The sequence below is a fragment of the Paraburkholderia sp. 32 genome (assembly GCF_050435345.1).
Taxonomy (GTDB): Bacteria; Pseudomonadota; Gammaproteobacteria; order Burkholderiales; family Burkholderiaceae; genus Paraburkholderia; species Paraburkholderia tuberum.
Genome location: NZ_JBNDKD010000001.1, coordinates 197985 through 216600, shown reverse-complemented (window position 1 = coordinate 216600; position 18616 = coordinate 197985). Strand labels below are relative to the sequence as shown.

The 18616-nt window shown below is 62.6% G+C and carries 19 protein-coding genes; 13 read left to right on the top strand and 6 right to left on the bottom strand.

The window, feature by feature from the left end; translation table 11 throughout:
- The first annotated feature begins 2 nt into the window (after positions 1–2).
- The 3 genes from OKW26_RS01005 to OKW26_RS00995 all read left to right on the top strand — a co-directional run bounded on the left by OKW26_RS01005 (position 3) and on the right by OKW26_RS00995 (position 1643).
- Positions 3–674, top strand: a complete 672-nt coding sequence (locus OKW26_RS01005; RefSeq protein WP_429352373.1) for a hypothetical protein — start codon at positions 3–5, stop codon at positions 672–674.
- A gap of 126 nt (positions 675–800) precedes the next feature.
- Positions 801–953, top strand: coding sequence for a DUF6496 domain-containing protein (locus tag OKW26_RS01000; protein ID WP_018437257.1), 153 nt, complete (start codon positions 801–803; stop codon positions 951–953).
- 27 nt (positions 954–980) lie between these two features.
- Positions 981–1643, top strand: a complete 663-nt coding sequence (locus tag OKW26_RS00995) for a UdgX family uracil-DNA binding protein (RefSeq protein WP_429352372.1) — start codon at positions 981–983, stop codon at positions 1641–1643.
- On the opposite strand, the gene OKW26_RS00990 is transcribed toward OKW26_RS00995, so the two are convergent.
- Complete coding sequence (locus OKW26_RS00990) at positions 1635–2546, bottom strand: DUF72 domain-containing protein (protein ID WP_429354159.1); 912 nt, start codon at positions 2544–2546, stop codon at positions 1635–1637. The two genes, OKW26_RS00995 and OKW26_RS00990, sit on opposite strands and share 9 nt — an antisense overlap.
- Before the next feature lie 62 nt (positions 2547–2608).
- Entirely contained in the window at positions 2609–2842 is a 234-nt protein-coding gene (locus OKW26_RS00985) for a DUF2795 domain-containing protein (protein WP_429352371.1), read from the bottom strand.
- Between the two features lie 204 nt (positions 2843–3046).
- On the opposite strand from OKW26_RS00985, the gene OKW26_RS00980 reads away from it, so the two are divergent.
- Positions 3047–3985: an NADP-dependent oxidoreductase gene (locus tag OKW26_RS00980; RefSeq protein ID WP_184067402.1), complete on the top strand. Its 939-nt coding sequence runs from the start codon at positions 3047–3049 to the stop codon at positions 3983–3985.
- Between the two features lie 20 nt (positions 3986–4005).
- Here OKW26_RS00980 and OKW26_RS00975 read toward each other — a convergent pair whose 3' ends face one another.
- Positions 4006–4506, bottom strand: coding sequence for a MarR family winged helix-turn-helix transcriptional regulator (locus tag OKW26_RS00975; RefSeq protein WP_090809135.1), 501 nt, complete (start codon positions 4504–4506; stop codon positions 4006–4008).
- Between the two features lie 185 nt (positions 4507–4691).
- On the opposite strand from OKW26_RS00975, the gene OKW26_RS00970 reads away from it, so the two are divergent.
- Together OKW26_RS00970 and OKW26_RS00965 are read left to right on the top strand one after the other, a co-directional pair.
- Positions 4692–5777 (top strand): Rieske 2Fe-2S domain-containing protein, encoded by a 1086-nt coding sequence (locus OKW26_RS00970; RefSeq protein ID WP_429352370.1) that lies wholly within the window; start codon positions 4692–4694, stop codon positions 5775–5777.
- Complete coding sequence (locus tag OKW26_RS00965; protein WP_184064788.1) at positions 5774–6739, top strand: PDR/VanB family oxidoreductase; 966 nt, start codon at positions 5774–5776, stop codon at positions 6737–6739. The genes OKW26_RS00970 and OKW26_RS00965 overlap by 4 nt, the downstream gene beginning before the upstream one ends.
- 43 nt (positions 6740–6782) lie before the next feature.
- On the opposite strand, the gene OKW26_RS00960 is transcribed toward OKW26_RS00965, so the two are convergent.
- The gene (locus tag OKW26_RS00960; RefSeq protein ID WP_429352369.1) at positions 6783–9239 is read right to left on the bottom strand and encodes a penicillin acylase family protein; all 2457 of its coding nucleotides are present in this window, start codon (positions 9237–9239) and stop codon (positions 6783–6785) included.
- Between the two features lie 226 nt (positions 9240–9465).
- On the opposite strand from OKW26_RS00960, the gene OKW26_RS00955 reads away from it, so the two are divergent.
- Together OKW26_RS00955 and OKW26_RS00950 are read left to right on the top strand one after the other, a co-directional pair.
- Entirely contained in the window at positions 9466–10638 is a 1173-nt protein-coding gene (locus tag OKW26_RS00955; protein ID WP_429352368.1) for a DUF6402 family protein, read from the top strand.
- Between the two features lie 416 nt (positions 10639–11054).
- Positions 11055–11858 carry an IS5 family transposase gene (locus OKW26_RS00950; protein WP_143037180.1) on the top strand — a complete coding sequence of 268 codons (804 nt, stop codon included), beginning with the start codon at positions 11055–11057 and terminating at the stop codon, positions 11856–11858.
- A gap of 214 nt (positions 11859–12072) precedes the next feature.
- Here the strand turns inward: OKW26_RS00950 and OKW26_RS00945 are convergent, their stop codons facing one another.
- A complete protein-coding gene (locus OKW26_RS00945; RefSeq protein WP_184039538.1) occupies positions 12073–12348 on the bottom strand; it encodes a hypothetical protein in 276 nt (91 codons plus the stop codon).
- Positions 12345–12818, bottom strand: a complete 474-nt coding sequence (locus OKW26_RS00940) for a DUF2778 domain-containing protein (protein WP_429352367.1) — start codon at positions 12816–12818, stop codon at positions 12345–12347. The genes OKW26_RS00945 and OKW26_RS00940 overlap by 4 nt, the downstream gene beginning before the upstream one ends.
- Positions 12819–13097: 279 nt before the next feature.
- On the opposite strand from OKW26_RS00940, the gene coxB reads away from it, so the two are divergent.
- Genes coxB through OKW26_RS00915 form a run of 5 tightly spaced genes read left to right on the top strand, consistent with a single transcriptional unit; the run spans position 13098 to position 18608 of the window.
- The gene (gene coxB / locus OKW26_RS00935; protein ID WP_429352366.1) at positions 13098–14198 is read left to right on the top strand and encodes a cytochrome c oxidase subunit II; all 1101 of its coding nucleotides are present in this window, start codon (positions 13098–13100) and stop codon (positions 14196–14198) included.
- A gap of 28 nt (positions 14199–14226) precedes the next feature.
- Positions 14227–16224, top strand: coding sequence for a cytochrome c oxidase subunit I (gene ctaD, locus OKW26_RS00930; RefSeq protein ID WP_429352365.1), 1998 nt, complete (start codon positions 14227–14229; stop codon positions 16222–16224).
- Between the two features lies 1 nt (position 16225).
- Positions 16226–16867: a cytochrome c oxidase subunit 3 gene (locus OKW26_RS00925; protein WP_090810416.1), complete on the top strand. Its 642-nt coding sequence runs from the start codon at positions 16226–16228 to the stop codon at positions 16865–16867.
- Positions 16864–17280: a hypothetical protein gene (locus tag OKW26_RS00920; RefSeq protein ID WP_184067424.1), complete on the top strand. Its 417-nt coding sequence runs from the start codon at positions 16864–16866 to the stop codon at positions 17278–17280. Before OKW26_RS00925 ends, OKW26_RS00920 begins: the two co-directional genes overlap by 4 nt.
- Complete coding sequence (locus tag OKW26_RS00915) at positions 17280–18608, top strand: c-type cytochrome (RefSeq protein ID WP_429352364.1); 1329 nt, start codon at positions 17280–17282, stop codon at positions 18606–18608. The genes OKW26_RS00920 and OKW26_RS00915 overlap by 1 nt, the downstream gene beginning before the upstream one ends.
- Positions 18609–18616 lie beyond the last annotated feature (8 nt).

Here is an 18616-nt window from a genome sequence, read left to right as displayed (position 1 = left end):
CGGTGTCGCCGCAAGCGGCACTGTGGCTGGCCGTCCTCGCGAGCGGTGTGTATCACGGACTCAATCCGGCGATGGGGTGGCCGCTCGCGGTGTCGAACGCGCTGATGCAGCGGCGCTCGCAAGCGCTGGTCGTAGCGCTTCTTTATCTCGCGGCGGGGCACGCGCTCGCCATATTGCTGATGATGCTGCCGTTCGCGATGCTGGCCAGCGTGCTCGCGTGGCAGCGTCAGATGCAGATCGGCGCGAGCGTGCTGGTGATCGGCTTCGGTCTGGTGTTGCTGATGCGCCGGCGCCATCCGCGCGTACTGACGAGAATTCCGCCGTCGCGGCTCGCGCTCTGGTCGTTCGCGGTGGCGATCGCGCACGGCGCTGGCTTGATGCTGGTGCCGATCTACCTCGGTCTGTGCCGCGCAGACGCAATGGACAGCGCGCACCAAGCCGCCCAAACGCTGATCGAAACGAGTCTGCGCATGGCGCTGTCGGTCTCCGCGGTGCATGCGGCCGCGATGACGATGGCCGGCGGCGTGCTCGCATGGCTCGTTTATCGCTACCTCGGGCTCAGGTTCGTGTCGCGCAGCTGGTTCAACCTCGATGCGGTGTGGGCGTCGAGTCTGATTCTGGTGGGCGGCGTGTCGCTGGCGTTGAACGCGGTGGCAGCGGGCGTTTCCGGTTGATTTCGACGCGGCCGATCCGGCCTATGAGGCTCCCGGGCACAGCATATGCTGCGTAGCTTCGGTGCAGGGACGCCATTCCGTGCGGATCCTGATTTTTCCTCTCGTCATCTACACCCGGAGAAGATCATGCCGCTGAAGAAAGGTACATCGAAAGAGACCGTGTCGCACAACATCAAGACCGAGTCGAAGCATGGCAAGCCGCACAAGCAGGCTGTCGCGATCGCGTTGAATCAGGCGCGCAAGTCGGGCGCGAAGATTCCGAAGAAGAGTGAGAAATAAGCTGCTTCAGCACGCGCGGTCGTACCCATGACCGACAGGCCGCGGAAAAAGCGCGCGCATGGCGACCCGCAATCGGAGCCAGCGGATGTCGAACCCGATCAGCATCCGGCGAAGCTCGACGATTGCCGCCGTTGCGCGCTCTGGCGCAATGCGACTCAGGCCGTGCCCGGCGAAGGGCAGCGGCATGCGTCGATCGTGCTGGTCGGCGAGCAACCCGGCGACATGGAAGATCTGCAGGGCAAGCCCTTCGTCGGGCCGGCCGGCGCGTTACTCGACAGCGCGCTCGAAGAAGCGGGCGTCAAGCGTAACGACGTCTACGTGACGAACGCCGTCAAGCATTTCAAGTGGATCGCGCGCGGCAAGCGTCGCTTGCACAAAACGCCCGCTCAGCGTGAAGTGGATGCTTGCGGCTACTGGCTCGAGCAGGAGCTCGACATGCCGCATGTGCGCGTGGTCGTGGCACTGGGCGCGACCGCGTTGAAAGCGGTTGTTCACGACTCGCACGCGCGCTTGCAGGACGCGTTCGACAAAACGCTCGAGCGCGGCGAGCAACGCGTGGTCGCGACGTACCATCCGTCGTTTGCGCTGCGCGCGCCGGACCCTGAAACGCGTCGCGAGGTGTACGAACGCATCGTCGCAGCGTTGCGCACCGCACAGAAGCTGGCCCACGGCGGCAAGCGCTCAGGATGACGCCGGCGCGTGCGTCGCTCGTAATCCGAGGCCTTTCATCAATCGTTGTGCGTCGAACGGCGCCCGAGCTTTTACATCGTTGTCGAAGTAGCAGTAGACGTCTCGCGCGGCTCGGCGAGGCGGCCGGAGTTGCGGCGCGATCAAGCGCGCGTCGGCCGGTTGCGAGCCGCCGCGCCATGCATCGATTCGCTCGGCCCATCGTTGCAGAGCGTCGTCCCCATATGAACCCGAGTATTTGGCTTCGCTGCCGTGCAGGCGAAGATAGACGAAGTCCGCCGTCAGATCTTCGGCGACGGGCCACGGTTCGGTGGAATCTGAAACGACGAGCGCGACCCCGTATTGCCGAAGCAAGGTCACGAACGCCGGATCGACAAAGCTCGCGTGGCGCACTTCGACCGCGTGACGCAACTTCCGCTTGCGATCGATGTCGACATAAGGCGTCTTGACACGCGCATCATGTTGCTTCGCCAGCGCCGATGCGCTCGCGATGTCGGACGGCAACACGCTCAGAAAGCGCTCCATTGCCTCGGGCTCGAATCGGAACGACGGCGGAAATTGCCATAGGATCGGACCAAGCTTTTCGTTCAACGCGAGCAGCCCCTGCGCGAAGAAGTTCGCGATGCCGACACGTGCGCTCGCATCGCGAAACCGCAGCATATGAGTCAGATAGCGCGCGCCTTTGATGCCAAACACGAAGCCGTCAGGCGTTTGCGCGTACCAACGCTGCCAGCTATCGAGCGATTGAAGGCTGTAATGCGTGCCGTTGATTTCGATCGTGCCGAACAGCGCCGACGCGTACTGTAATTCCGCTGCATGTTTGAGATCCTCTGGGTAAAAGCTGCCGCGCCAACCTTGGTAGCGCCAGCCGGAAATGCCGATACGCACATCGCCGGTTTTCTTCATTCGCGCGTCGAGTCCGGCGGAATGGGGTTCGGAGTCCGGCTCCGACTCGACGGATCGCAGCGTCATTGAATACGCGCGATTTGCTTCGCCACCGCGGCCGGGCTGTCGAAATTGTGATCGGGCAGACGGTCGACCAGATCGACGATGTCGGTATTCGCGTGATTTTTGCGCGCCTGCGCGGCCAGCTTTTCGCGTGTGGTCGGGTAATCCACACCACTGAGTGCTTTTTCGACGTCAGCGGGATTCGGCTGACCGGGGTGGCGGTGATCCTGGGAATGGGCGGGGTGCTGTGACATGGTTCCTCCTTGAATGAGTACATCACGACTGCGCGCCTACCGGTACCTTTCGCATATCTCGTGCCTCGGCGCGCGGGCTCGAGTTGCGTTTTCCAGCGGCGCACGCCGTGCGAATGAAAAAGAACCCAGCGATGAGGAACGCGAATTGCGCGCAGCCGGCAAAGTAGCGCCGCTGACACAGGACCTTTCGAGGAGCAGGCCATCATGAGCACGATGCTCGCATATCGCATTCACCGCTTCGGCGGTCCCGAGGTGTTCAAGGCCGAGAAGATCGAGATCCCCGAGCCTGGCGCCGGCCAGGTGCTGGTGCGCGTGCGCGCGGCCAGCGCCAATCCGGTGGACCTGAAGACGCGCTCCGGCCAGTACCCGTTGATTCGTGAAGAGAAGCTGCCCTATACGCTCGGGCGCGATTTTTCCGGAGTGGTCGAACGGGTTGGCGAGGGCGTCGGGCAATGGCGCGCGGGCGAGCAGGTGTATGGCTTCGTTGGCCAGGGACAGGGTGCGTACGCGGAATTCGTCGTCGTGTCCGCGAGCGCGTTAGCGCATGCGCCGGAAAAACTGGATGTGGGGTCCGCGGGCGCCGTGCCGCTCGCCGCGTTGACCGCATGGCAGGGCCTGTTCGATCACGGCTGCCTCGAAGCCGGCGGCCGCGTGCTGATCCATGCGGGCGCGGGCGGCGTTGGACATTTCGCCGTGCAGTTCGCCAAGCAGAAGGGCGCGCAAGTGTACGCTACGGCGTCCGGCGACGGCATCGAGTTCGTGCGCTCGCTCGGCGCGGATCGCGTGATCGACTATCACGCGCAGCGCTTCGAAGACGTCGCGCGCGACATCGACCTCGTGTTCGATCTGATCGGCGGCGATACGCAGCGCCGCTCGTGGTCGGCCGTGGCGACCGGTGGCGCGCTGGTCTCGACGCTCAACGAGCCGTCGCAGACCGAGGCGTCGAACCATGGCGCACGGGCCACGCGTTATACCGCGCGACCCGACGGCCGGCAATTGACGGAGATCGCGTCGTTGCTCGACAAGGGCAGCGTGCGTGTCGTGGTCGCCGAACGGTTTGCGTTCGATGCGACGGCCAGGGCGCTGGAACGGCTCGCGAAAGGCCATGTGCGCGGCAAGATCGTGGTGGAGGTGGCGTCGTAGTACGGAGAGCGCGCTGTCTGCTAGTTCGGATTCGCGTCGTCGCTCGCGCTGCGCAGCGGCGCGCGGCTCTGATCGTTATTCAGATGCACGAACTTTCTCAACAGTCTCAATAGCTCTCGCGCATCCTCGTCTCCCATCCCGTCGAGCAGGCCGTGATTGAGCGCGTTGACGCCGGGGATCAATTCATCGAGCAACTGCTCTCCAGCCGGCGTCAGCAATAGACGACGCTGGCGGCGCGGCAGAACTTCGCGCACGATCCAGCCTTTCGCTTCGAGCCGTACCGCGATATCGGCGGTGGTCGACGTGTCGAGGCCGACTCGCTGCGCGAGCGTGACCTGATCGAGTCCGGGCAATTCCTGCAGCATTCTGAGCACCGCATACTGAACGGGCGTCACCTCGCGTCCGATCAGATCATGAAACATGGACACGGAAATCTGATGCGCGCGTCGGATCAAATGGCCGGGCTGGTCGTACAGATCGATGCTGATCGCGGAAGTGCTGGTATCGGTTGAAGTGACCATATTAGTTCTGAAGACCTCGCGCCTTTTCGTTGCGAATGGAAATGGCGAACCGGCGTTCGTGTTACCTGATTGAAAGTTCGTCTAGGGGAAAACCTTCATTTAATCATCAAAGACGCATTGAGTACACTGAATCTCAATGAGTAGGCTGAATGCAATCCATGAATAATCCAGGGAGTGAGACTGACATGTTTCCCAAGAATGCGTGGTACGTCGCATGTATGCCCGATGAAGTCGCGGATAAGCCGCTCGGCCGGCAGATCTGCGGCGAGCCGATGGTTTTCTATCGCAACGCGGAAGGCGCCGTGGTGGCGCTCGAAGACTTCTGTCCGCATCGCGGCGCGCCGCTGTCGCTCGGTTTCGTGCGCGATGGCACGCTCGTGTGCGGCTATCACGGCCTCGAAATGGGCTGTCAGGGCAAGGCGACCGGCATGCCGGGGCAACGCGTCAACGGCTTTCCATCGATTCGAAGCTATCCAGCGATCGAGCGCTATGGCTTCGTCTGGGTGTGGCCCGGCGATGCGGCGCAGGCCGATGCCGCCAAGCTGCATCATCTGGAGTGGGCCGAGAGTGCCGAATGGGCGTACGGCGGCGGTCTTTATCACATCCGCTGCGATTACCGGCTGATGATCGACAACCTGATGGATCTGACGCACGAGACCTATGTGCACGCGAACAGCATCGGGCAAAAGGAAATCGACGAAGCCGCGCCCAAAACCATGGCCGAAGCCGATACCGTGCACACGAGCCGTTTCATGGAAAACGTCGCGGCGCCGCCGTTCTGGAAGATGGCGTTGCGCGGCAATGGTCTCGCCGACGACGTGCCCGTCGACCGTTGGCAGATCTGCCACTTCACGCCGCCGAGTCACGTGCTGATCGAGGTAGGCGTCGCGCATGCCGGGCATGGCGGCTATCACGCGCCAGCCGACCAGAAAGCGTCGTCGATCGTGGTGGATTTCATCACGCCGGAAACGGAAACGTCGATCTGGTATTTCTGGGGCATGGCGCGCAATTTCCGTCCCGACGATGCGGCGCTGACCGCGAGCATCCGCGAAGGGCAGGGCAAGATCTTCAGTGAAGATCTGGAGATGCTCGAACGTCAGCAGCAGAACCTGTTGCGCTGGCCCGAGCGCAATCTGCTGAAGCTCAATATCGATGCGGGCGGCGTGATGTCCCGCCGCGTGATCGATCGGCTCGTCGCGCAGGAACGCGCGGAGACGGGCGCCCCGCAGGCTGAAGTGACGCGCGTCATTCCCGTGCGGCCGGCGACATGAATCATCCCGTGCTGAATGTGGTGGTGGCGCGCCGGCGCGACGAAGCGCTCGGTATCGCGAGCTTCGAACTCGCGAGCGAAAACGCTCAGGCGTTGCCGGCCTTCGACGCCGGCTCGCACGTCGACGTGCATTTGCCAAACGGGCTCGTGCGTCAGTACTCGTTGTGTAACGATCCGCGAGAAACGCATCGCTATCTGATCGCGGTGCTGCGCGACGAAGGGGGACGCGGCGGATCGAAAGCGGTGCACGATCTGGTCCGCGAAGGCGATCGCCTGCAGATCAGCGCGCCGCGCAATCATTTCGCGCTCGCCGACGATGCGGCTCATCATCTGCTGCTCGCGGGCGGGATCGGCGTCACGCCGATTCTTTGCATGGCCGAGCGGCTTGCCGCCACGGGCGCTTCGTTCGACATGCACTACTGCACGCGCTCGAAGGAACGCACGGCGTTCGTCGAGCGTCTCGCACAAGCTGGCTTCGCGAAGTCGGTCCAGCTTCATCACGATGACCATCCGGGCGGCTCGACGTTCGATATCGAGCAGACGCTCAGCGATGCGCCGGCCGGCACCCACCTGTATGTCTGCGGTCCGCGCGGCTTCATGGACTTCGTTCTCGAGACCGCGCGTGCGAAGGGCTGGCCGGAAAACAGGCTGCACTACGAGTTCTTCGGCGCGGCCGCGAATCAGGCGGCGACGGGCGGCAGCTTCCAGGTGCGCATCGCGAGCAGCGGCGCGACGATCGACGTGCCGCCCGAATGCACGGTCGTGCAGGCGCTGGCCGCGCATGGCGTCGAAGTGATCACGTCGTGCGAGCAGGGCGTGTGCGGTACCTGTTTGACGCGGGTGCTGTCCGGTGAGCCGGATCATCTGGATTCGTATCTGACCGATGAGGAACGCGCGGCAAACGACCAGTTCCTGCCGTGCTGCTCGCGCGCGAAATCGCCGCTGCTGGTGCTCGATCTGTGAGTTTCTGCGGTACGACGGGCCTGTTGCCCGTCGTACCGCTTATTTATTGCGCTTTTCCCTCGGAATCCGACGAACTTACCGTGCGCACACTCAACGCCGGATCGTGCCCAATCGCTTCTTCGGAGAACGGAATAAACGTCCAGCGTTGGGCCGCGTAATCGCGCGTCCCGTCGGCATAGTGCGGCGACGCCGGGTCATCCGATTCTGACGGTGCGAGCAGCGTGCGCGCGATCACCTGAGCGCCGGCGAACGACACTATCTGCAGATAGGTGTCGCCCATTGGCTTGACGTTCATCGAATAGCCGCTCGCATCGAAGGGATGCACGGCACACGCCGAGGTGAAATAGCCGCCCGCGTCGCAACCCCCGAATAGCGCAATGCGCTCGTCGTTGCGTTGCACGTAGAGCGCCGCGCTGCGCGGTGCATCGATCGCGATGCCGGCGCGTTGCAGTGCCGCGAGCGCGTCTTGCAGCGCGGCGGCGAGCTGCGCCGGATCGGCGGCGATGCCTGCGGGTGTGGTCAACGGCTTCGCGGGATCGAACGGTACCGCGTATAGCTGCGCGGGCGGTATCGTCAGCAGACGTCGCCACAGTTCGTCCCACAAGGTTGCCCCCACTGCGTCGGCCGCGGCCGTATCGTCCCATGCGGCGAGTACCTTGCACGCCGCGCGCTGCGGGTCGGCGTTCGGGCCGGCCGGCAGGGCCGCGAGCGTGTCGCTGCCGCACAGACGTTCGAGCACGGGTGACTTGAACAGCAACGCCGACATCGAGCGGCTGTCGAGCGCAGCGTGGCCGAGCGCATCGGCGGAAACGCCGCGCGGATCGCTCTGCAATTGCGCCGCGATCGTATGGCCCAGTCGCGTGCGCAGCGTCTGCGGCGTCGCGGTCGCACCGATGATCTTCGCATAGCCGGTCATCGGTGCGGCCGGGTTGCTGAGCCAGTAACTGTCGTTGAAATTGCCGACATAGTCGCGCCGAAGCAGCGACGGCATCTGCGCGACCGGCAACGCATGATGCTGTACCGCGCCGGGCTCGTCGCGCCAGTCGCAGTCGCTGCGCGAACCGTCGAGGACCGGCACGCCGGGCATGATCCGCGCCAGTGCCCGACCGACCGGCGGCGTGCAACGCTGCGTGAGTTCGTCGGGCACGTCCGGGGTCGCGCCGATATCCGCGTACCAGACGCGCGGATCGTCACGGCCGATCGCGAGGGTGTTGACCCACGGCATCGCCGCGTTCTTCTTCTGGATGGCGATGAAATCGTCGAGCGAGGCCGCCTGATTCCATGCGCGGAAGTTTTCGAACACGCGGAAGTTGTCGGTATTGATATCGCGCAGCGCGAACGCCTGCTGCGTATTCCACCCGAGCGCGGGCGACATCGTGCCGAGATTGACCAGCGCTCCGAAGCGAGAACGATACAGCGTGCGCGACACGGTATGCAGCGAACCGTCGGCGGCGCGTACCTCGACGTTCACGCGCGTCGGCGTCATCGCTTCGCTGTTGCCGTCGACCTGATACCGGGTTGGCGCGCCAGGTTCGAGCGTCAGCTTGAAGAGGCCGAAGCGCTTCGCGGTGGAGACGGTATGGGTCCAGGCGACGTTGTCGTTGAAGCCGATCATGATCAGCGGTACGCCGAGAAACGACACGCCGCTGACGTTCAGCTTGCCAGGAATAGTGAGTTGAGCCTGGTAGAAGCGATCGGGGCCGGTCCAGAACCAGTGCGGATTGCCGAGCAGCAGCGCGCTGCCGGTGTGCGTCGCGTCCGCGCCGAACGCGAGAGCGTTGCTGCCGATGCCCGCATGGCCGCCGAATTCCGCGAGCGGTGGGTCGACGGGGGCCTCGTCGTGCAACGCGCTTTGCGGCGGCACCGGCATCGGCTGGGGCGGTTGCGCGGTCGCGATCGCGTTGATGAAGCGCGCCTCGCCACCGGCCAGATTCGCCGCGATCTGACGCCGGTACAAGTCCGCGTTGCTGATCTTGCCGAGCCACGGCGCCGCGCGGCAGGCCGCATGCGCGCCCGGGAAATCCCCGTGCGCGAGATCGGCGAGGTAGCGGTTATAGCCGGCGACGAAGCCGTCGATCAACGCGCGCATGTCGTCGGTCTGGCTTTTGCGGTAACGCGCGACGGTCGCATCGTCGACGATGAAACGGAAGAAGAAATCCGAATTGAGATTGTTGGGCTGGCCGAACGTCGCGCCGAGCGTGGGCCGCGCGTCGGCGCCGAAGAAGCGCGAGCGTTCGCCGCGATAGGTGACGAAGCTTTCGGCCATCGTGCACAGATTGTCTTGCGCCTGCGCGTAGCCGTATCCATAGCCGAGGCTGCCCCAGTTGTCGGCGTTGATGTGCGGAATGCCGAGCGCGGTGCGGCGGATGTCGGCGCGATACGGGCCGGTGTGCGCGACGTTGTCCGCATCGGGACTCGCGCAGCTTGGCAGAGCGGCGGCGACGGGCAGGGCGATCAGCAGGGCGGCGAGGCGGCGGAGCAGAGAGACGTTCGAACGCATGGCCTTTTGTGGTTGGGCGAACGTTGAGCGGTGACGGGCGTGTCGCTCGGCGTCACGAAAGATTGTGAATGGACGCCCATTTTGGGCGTGCTCTGATTTCTTTCGAACTGTCAGTTAGCTATTAATGTCAGGTGGCTAGAAGGCAGTGGACTCGCATTCCGGTCATTAGTAGTTCACGAACGTTAAATCTAGAGCGAGAAGCTATAGCGTGCCTAACGAAATTTCTGTGTACAAGATCAACAAACTGTTGTGGCGCTGGACCAAGCAGGACGACGCGCGCGCCGTGCGCGGTGTCGGTATGTCGTTGGACAAGCCTCCGCCAGCGCAGCTAAATCCGCCGAAAGCACATGTAGAACAAGCCGAACCGAAGTCTAGGCCGCCGGCGCCTGCTCAGCGGGGAAATCTGCCGGATGACAACGGCAAAAACGCGCAGGCCTTGTCGCGTTCTAAGACCCAGTTGAGCAAGCCCGAAGTACCGCGGTCGCCTGAACCGCCTCGACTGACGAAGCGTGCAACGACCGTGCCTCCGTTTGACATCCAGGACATCCCGGCCGCGATGCGCAAAGAGATGATGCCGGTCGGTGCAAAACTGATGGACCGATGGTTCGCAGGAGAACTCAACTATTCGAGGTCTGAGGACGATCAGAAAAACGAGATCAACCAGGACGGCAAGCCGTATCCAGACAGCATGTATGACCACGGCATAATCAAAATGAAATGGGTCCTTGGATTCAGACGCGCCAGAGAGCAGTACGAAGATCTTGTCAACGAGAGGATTTACAGTTCAAAGGCGGCTAGCGCAGTTCGGCAAATAGTTGCGCGTTACACGTCATTCGGTCGTATGTATCTGAGCGCGTGGGGTATCTGTCGCCATGATATTCGGATACTGCACAAAGATTTCCAGTTTCAGTATGTGACCGTAGATGGCACTTTCGAGCAAAAAGCAAAAACGGCCTTGCGCCAATCGACTGCTCATGCGCCCGATGATCTGACTGCAGCGCTCGGTTCCTTCGTGATCAATGCAGCTATTTCGGAGATCGAATACGACTTTCAGAAAAGAATCGGCGTGATCGAGAAAATCGTCGTTTATGTGAAGGATAGCTACTCCTTTCAGGGCGAGTTGGACACCACGTCGCAATACCTGGGACATTGGAGCAGGCGAGGGGTGGCAATTTCGGCCGCCACCGAACTGGCGAACCTGGCGGGTTCACCCTGGATAGATTTTCCTGTCGTGATTGGCCCAACACAGGCGTTGTCGAATCCGGGTAAGGTCTATTATCCGATCAGAAACAGGGATTTCAGACAGTGGCAACGGAAGCACAATCGCGGAGGTGATTTCATCGTCTACTCTGATTTCAATACAATTCGTCTCCAGCGGCCGATCGTCGTGCATTTTTGATCAATGAATAGCTTCAGGAGCAAGGCGTTGCGATCGGTTCTCGCCAGGGTGTTCATCGTAACGATGAGTGTGATTATCGCGCTCGGGGCGGTCCAGTATCGTTCCGCTGTCACGCAAATGAAAGGAGCCAAATTTCACGATCAGAAATCAGATGACGGGAAATACATCGCGCGGTATGCATATCTGCCCCGAGACCGGATCGCCTTGAGGCTGTACCGCGCAACTGCGGCGGAATTGCTCGCCGAGCGAGTTTATCGATATCCGGAGCGAATCCGGCTGTTCTGGACAGAGGACTCTCTGATATACGACACATCGGCGGAAGGCGACGACGGAGAAATTGAGCTACCGCCGTCATGGTGGGACCGTGCTAGAGCGTGTTAGGCACTTTCTGTCAGACCTGGTAACCTGGCGGGATGATAGAACGCAAGCCATACCCGACAGATGTTTCGGACGAGGAATGGAGCTTCGCCGCTCCGTATCTGACCTTGATGAACGAAGATGCACCGCAGCGCCGATACGAACTGCGCGAAATGTTCAACGCGCTTCGCTGGATGGCGCGCGCGGGTGCATCGTGGCGCATGCTGCCGACCAACTTTCCGCCGTGGGAAATGGTCTACCAGCAAACGCAGCGCTGGCTGAACGCGGGTTGTTTCGAGGCGATGGTCAACGATTTGCGCTCGGTGCTGCGCGTGGCGCAACAGCGTCAGGGCCAGCCCAGTGCGGTCATTCTGGATGGACGCACATTGCAGTCCACGTGTGAAAGCGGGCCGCGTGCGGGCTACGACGGTTACAAGCGCAAGCGGGGCAGCAAGGTTCACATGGCTGTCGACACGCTGGGGATGCTGCTCGCGGTGCACATTACGCCGGCCAACGAGCAGGAGCGCGCGCAGGTGGCCGAGCTTGCGCGTCAGGTTCAGCACGTCACCGGTCAGACGGTGAAACTTGCGTTTGCTGACCAGGGCTATACGGGCGACACTGCTGCACAGGCCGCACGTGATGAAGGCATTGAACTGCAGGTCATCAAGCTGCCTGAGGCGAAGAAGGGCTTCGTGCTGCTGCCCCGCCGCTGGGTGGTCGAGCGCAGTTTCGGCTGGCTCAACCGCTTCCGGCGGTTGGCACGCGACTACGAGCGCCTGCCCGAAACCCTGGCAGGCCTGCACTTCGTCGTCTTCGCCATGCTTATGCTCGTTCATGCTGCACCGATTATGAAAAGTGCCTAACACGCTCTAAGGCAAAACTGCCTTGAAGAATGTTCTCAGTCTACGAGTGCAAGAAGCCTTGCCGAAAGCGCGAGGCGTCGGCAATGGCAAGACACGGTTTTTAAGGCTGGGCGACCGGACGTGCAAGCGGAGCTAGCCGAGCGAAGCCCGCTGGGCGGCGGGCTTCGGGCGAATCTTTCGGTGCTGACGCAGCGACTATTTCCACCGGAGATGGCTAGTCGCCAACTTTTCGCTGACCGCGCTTCATGCTCCACCGGAAAACCAGCACGGCTGCGACGAACCCTAGCACGATAGCGGCCGATGACATGAAGAACGCCAAGTCGGATTCCTGATATGCCGTCGTGACCCCGTACATGCGACCCGCCCATTTCCATATTGGATTTGAAAAGTTCAACGGCGCTTCTGGATTCATCATCCACCACAGCGCATTGACTAAGATTGCGAACAGTAAGTTGAGGCCGACCGAGAGGCAGATTAGGAGTTTTTTCATCTCACAATCACCTCACCGTACGCTTTAAATCCCGATCCAGGCACGGATATTTTCGGCGTGTTGGTAAATATTGAACGGATATGATGCCAGTCTGCGAGTTGATCGATGGTTATGCAGCCCTCGCTTTTCCCCAACCTTCCCTTAGGATGCAATCGGAATTGGCCACGAATGATGCCGTCGCATAAGAGTTTGTCGTCGTCAATATCGCTGTCGATAGCGTACAGCGCGAACCATTCGCTCTTGTTATTGCCATTCAGATTGAGCCGATCTTTCCATGGGCCGAGAGCGCCTCCGGACCTTCTATCAAAAATGTAATACCTGCCCACGGGAATAGCACCATACGTCGGCGTGCACGTTCCAGCCGCTTTATTGATATAACTCCCCTGCCCAGAGTATGCGGGAAACGATAGAGCGCCAATCCGAAATTCGCTCATTGGCTTGCCATTCAATTCGAACGAGCATTGAAACATCAATCCTCCAGATCGACCGATAAGAGTGAATTAATAGATAATCAAGTTGTGGCGAGCGCGCATTTTAAAGGCGATTTATTTTGAGAAGGCCAATATCAAAATAAAATCTTGCGGCAACAATCCACGCCTATGCAACGACTCGTTTACGCATTCCCATAACCGAGCGAATGCACCCTTCTGTTGACATGCCGCAGTCAACGCGAACCTCCCCCGCACCCGCGCCATACGCGGCCTGATTTTTGCTGACCTGCTTGGGCGTCGCTTCGTTCGCAGGGGACGATGCGTGTCGAAAGGTCATCACTGTCAGCGGGGTTCTCAGTGGCAGCAGCGGCAGCATCCGGAACGTCAGGCCGGCGCGTCACGCGCGGCAGCGTCACGTTGTTACCGGCGCTGACTATCGGTTTCGCCAACTCCGCACACGCGAACACGGTGGCGCCGCTGAACTACTTCCTGCATGCGGCTGGCCCGGCGGCTCGTCCCACGCTGTACCTCGGCTGGGTTTTCACCGCGATCGTGACGCTGGTCACGCTGATCGTCGCTGGCCTGTTGATCGGCGCGATGGTCCGCAAGCGTCCCACGGCGCAACCGGATGCGCTGAGCGCCGAGCCCGGCGGCATCCGCTGGGTGTTCATCGGCACCGCGGTGTCGTCGGTCGTGCTGTTGGCGATGCTGGTCTATGCATTGATCACGCTCGAATCGGTGGCGTCGCCCGCGTCGGATCCGCAATTGACGATCACCGTGACCGCTTACGACTGGTGGTGGAAAGCCGATTACCGCGACGATCCGAACCCCGCCCGCAACTTCAGCACGGCGAACGAGATTCATATTCCGGTCGGTGAGCCGGTGAAGATTCAGCTCAAAAGCGCGGACGTCGTGCACGCATTCTGGGTGCCGCAACTCGCAGGCAAGACGCAGACGATTCCAGGCCAAACCAACGAGCAGTGGCTGCAGGCGGACCGTCCCGGTATTTATCGTGGGCAGTGCTCGCAGTTCTGCGGCGCGCAGCACGCGCATATGGCGTTCGAAGTGATCGCGCAGGACGCCGCGGCGTTCAACGCGTGGCGCGACGCGCAGGGACGCGCGGCCACCGTGCCCGCGGGCGACGCGGCCGTCGCGGCCGGCCAGCATCTGTTCGAGGAGCGCTGCGCCGGTTGCCACACGATTCGCGGCACCAAGGCGACTGGCGTGCAGGCGCCCGATCTGACCCATCTCGGTTCGCGTCGCACGATCGCGGCAGGCGCGCTCAGCAACACGCCCGACCATCTGCTCGACTGGATCGAGCACGCCCAGCGGATCAAACCCGATGCATTGATGCCCAGTATCGCGCTGACCACCAGCGAGGCCGCCGCGTTGTCGGCGTATCTCGCGACGCTGCATTGAAGCGCATCGCACTCGAGGAGTCCGTTCAATGTCCGATCATCCCGCTTCCGCTTCGCTACCCGCGCTGACCCGCACGCCGCGGCGCGGCCGTGTCGAGCCCGGCAGCGAGCAGGAAAAGCGGCTGCGCGAAATCTGGGAGTCGCGGCCCGGCTGGCGCGGCTGGTTCTCGACGGTCGATCACAAGACCATCGGCTTGCGCTACCTGGTGAGCGCGTTCATCTTTCTGCTGATGGGCGGCGTCGAAGCGCTGATCATGCGCGTTCAACTGGCGCGCCCCAACGCAACGGTGCTGACGCCCGAACAGTACAACCAGCTGTTCACGATGCACGGACTGACGATGATCTTTCTGTACGCGCTGCCCGTTCTGTCCGGCTTTTCGAACTATCTATGGCCGCTCGTGCTCGGCGCGCGCGACATGGCCTTTCCGCGCCTGAACGCGCTGTCGTATTGGGTGTTCCTGTTCGCCGGCATCTTCCTGTATGCGAGTTTTCCGACGGGACAGGCCCCCGACGCCGGCTGGTTCAACTACGTGCCGCTGTCCGGCCTCGAGTACAGCAACGGCCCGAATATCGACGTGTACGCGCTGGGCATGGTGCTGCTCGGCATTTCGACGACGGTCGGCGCGATGAACTTCGTCGTCACGCTGCTGAGGATGCGCGCGCCGGGCATGTCGCTCGATCGCGTGCCGGTGCTCGTGTGGGGCACGCTGACCGCGTCGGCCGGCAATCTGTTGGCGGTGCCGTCGGTGAGCCTCGCGTTTCTGATGCTGTGGATGGACCGCCGCGTCGGCACGCATTTCTTCGACGTGCTCAATAGCGGGCGGCCGCTGCTCTGGCAGCACCTGTTCTGGATTTTCGCGCACCCGTGGGTCTACGTGGTCGTGTTGCCGGCCATGGGCATCGTGTCGGATGCGTTGCCGGTCTTTTGCCGCCGGCCGCTGGTCGGTTATGGGCCGGTCGCGTTGGCGACGGTCGCGACGATGGTGGTCGGCTTTGCCGTGTGGATTCACCATATGTTCGCGACCGGTATCCCCGCGCTCGCGCTGTCGTTCTTCGGCTCGGCCAGCATGGTCATCGCGGTGCCGAGCGCGGTCGCGACGTTCGCCTGGGTCGCGACGATCTGGACCGGTCGCCCCGTGTATCGCGTGCCGTTCCTGTTTTTTGCGGGCTTCGTGCTGCTGTTCGTGATCGGCGGCGTCTCCGGCGTGATGACGGCCGCGGTGCCGTTCGACTGGCAACTCACCGACACGTACTTCGTCGTCGCGCATCTGCACTACGTGCTGCTTGGCATCAACGTATTTCCGGTGATCGGCGGCATCTACTTCTGGTTTCCAAAATTCACCGGCAGGATGACGAACGAGCGTCTCGGCAAGCTCGCGTTCTGGGTGCTCTTCATCGGCTTCAACGTCGCGTTCTTTCCGATGCATATCGCGGGACTGCTCGGCATGCCGCGCCGCATGTACACGTATCCCGCCGACATGGGCTGGAACACGGTGAATCTCGTCACGTCACTCGGTTCGTTCCTGTTTGCGGCCGGCGTGCTGCTGTTTCTGATCGATATCGCGGTGAGCCTGAGGCGCGGAAAGGTCGCCGGCAACAATCCGTGGGACGCGCCGACGCTCGAATGGTCGATCAGCTCGCCGCCGCCGCCGTACAACTTCGCGGTGGTGCCGACGCTCGCGAGCCGGCATCCGTTGTGGGAAGGCCGGATCGAAGAGCCGGGCGACGCGGTTCAAACACGCTCGCAACTCGACGAAGGCTATCTGCTCGCGCAAGGTCGCGAAGCGTTGGGCACGACCGCGCTCGAGGCGAGTCCCGACGTGATCCTGAAGATGCCCGAAGATTCGTACGCGCCGTTCTGGCTCGCGGTCTTTGCCGCGCTACTGTTCGCGGGGCTCGCGTTGACCGCCTGGGTGTTCGTGGGGGCGATGCTGGCCGGCTGCGCGGTCTCGATCATCACGTGGCTGTGGCCCGAGCGCGCGCTGATCCAGCGCGAGCCGGTCGCGGTCGAGGATGCGGGAGGCTGACATGAGCGATGCACTGGATCTCAATCGCTCGTCGAGCGAACCGGACGAGACCGCGCGTGCGTTGCCGGTTGGCAGCGCGGGCGAGCGATCGAGCGGCTGGTGGGGCTGCTTCACGCTGATCACGACCGAAGGCGCGCTGTTCGGCTATCTGATCTTCTCGTATCTGTATCTGGCCTCGCAAAGCCAGCAGCATTGGCCGCCGGAAGGATTGCCGAAGCTCGGGCTCGGCAGCGCGAATACGGTCATTCTGCTATCGAGCAGCGTGTTCGTCTGGTTCTGCGAGCGCTGCGTGCGTCGGCGGCGATTGCGGCTCGGTGTCGCGTCGATGGCGGTGGGCATCGTGCTGGGCTGCATCTTCCTGGGCATTCAGTTGCGCGAATGGCACAACCACCCCTATGGGCTGACCTCGCATCTCTATGGTTCGCTGTACTTCACGATTACCGGCTTTCACATGGCGCACGTACTGGTCGGGATCGTCGTGCTGACGCTGCTGGCGATCTGGACCGCGCTCGGCTATTTCGACGACAAACGCTGCGCGGCGCTGTCGGTCGGTGGGCTGTATTGGCACTTCGTCGATGTCGTCTGGCTGTTCATTTTCAGCACGCTGTATCTGACGCCGTATCTGTTCCGGGAGTGGTCATGACGACAGCGCCCAGAGACTCGCACATCTCGATGCCCTACGTGCTGATCGGTCTGCTCGCGGCGCCGTTCGCGTGGCTGTTGCAGATGATGCTCGCGGAAGCGCTCGCGGCGCAGGCCTGCTATCCGCACAACCATCCGCTCGGCGCGCCGCTCGTGTCGTGGATGCGTCCGGCGCTCGTCGCGCTCGGCACCGTGTGTCTGATCGCGGGCGCGTTCGGCACGTGGGTTGCGTGGCGCAATTTGCGCCGCGTCGCGCCACTGAAGTTCGGTGCGCTGAACGGCGAGCGCCGCACGCGTGCCGAACTCGACTGGTTTCTGACGCACGTCGCGGTGATGTGCAGCACGCTGTTTCTGTTCGCATTGATCGCAACGGATGCCGCGGTCGCGATCGTATCGCCGTGCAGGTGGTGGTGATGAAGCGCGACGTTCTCAACGCGCTCAGGTTCGCCATCGCGGCCGCATGCCCGCTGACGATAGCAGCGACCGCAAACGCCGCCAGCGCCTCCACCGACGCCGCGCAGGTCGCGCGCGGCGCATATCTCGCCAAAGCCGCCGATTGCGCCGGTTGCCACACCGCCGCGCCGCGCGTCCCGCATCCGGGCGCGGCGCCTGAGGCCACACCGCCGTTTGCCGGCGGCCTCGGCATGGGTTCGCCGTTCGGCACGATCTATACGTCGAACATCACGCCGGATCCGCAATACGGCATCGGCCGGTATAGCTATGACGACTTCGCACGCGCGTTGCGCGAGGGCATCGCGCCCGGGGGCAAGCGGCTTTATCCGGCGATGCCGTACCCGTCGTTCGCGAAGATCACCGATGACGACATGCATGCTCTCTACGCATACTTCATGCACGGCGTGCAACCGGTCGCGGCGCCTGCCCCGCAAACGCGCTTGCCGTTTCCATTCAATCAGCGCTGGGTATTGATGTTCTGGGACTGGGCATTCGCGCCGAAAGGCCAGTTCAAAGCCGATGCGAAACGCGATGCGCAATGGAATCGCGGCGCGTATCTGGTGCAATCGCTCGGCCATTGCGGCGCCTGCCACACGCCGCGCGGACCGGCGTACGAAGAGCGCGGCTATGACGAGTCGGCATCGGCCTATCTGACGGGAGGCACCAACGATCACTGGTTCGCGCCGAACCTGAGCGCCGACCCGGGCTCGGGGCTTGGCCGAAGTTCCGCGACCGACATCGTCGAGTTCCTTCGAAACGGCCACGGCGGCGGACTCATCCCGTTCGGCAGCATGGTGCAGGTCGTCGAAGACAGCACGCAGTACCTGAGCGACGACGATCTCGCGGCGATCGCCGCGTATTTGAAGAGCCTGCCGCCGCGCGCGCCAAGCGGCTATTTCAACGCCCGCTCCGCCGCCGCGCAGCAAACCGTACGGGCGCTGAAAACCGGGGAGGTGGAAAGACCCGGCGCGGGCATTTACGCATCGTATTGCGCGCGCTGTCATCAGATGGATGGGGCGGGGGTGCCGAACAAGTATCCGCGCCTCGCGGGCAACCCCGCGGTGTTGTCGGCGTCGAGCGCGTCATTGGTGCGCTTGCTGGTCGAAGGCGGGGGCAGTCCGCATACCGAGTCGGGACCGGAGCCGCGCAAGATGCCGTCTTTCGCCGGCAAGCTGACGGACACCGAAATGGCGCGCGTGCTCACGTTTGTTCGGACCACATGGGGAAATGCGGCCGGACCGGTCACGCGAAACGATGTGTCGAGCGTGCGCGGCGCATTGCGCAAGTAAATGCCAAC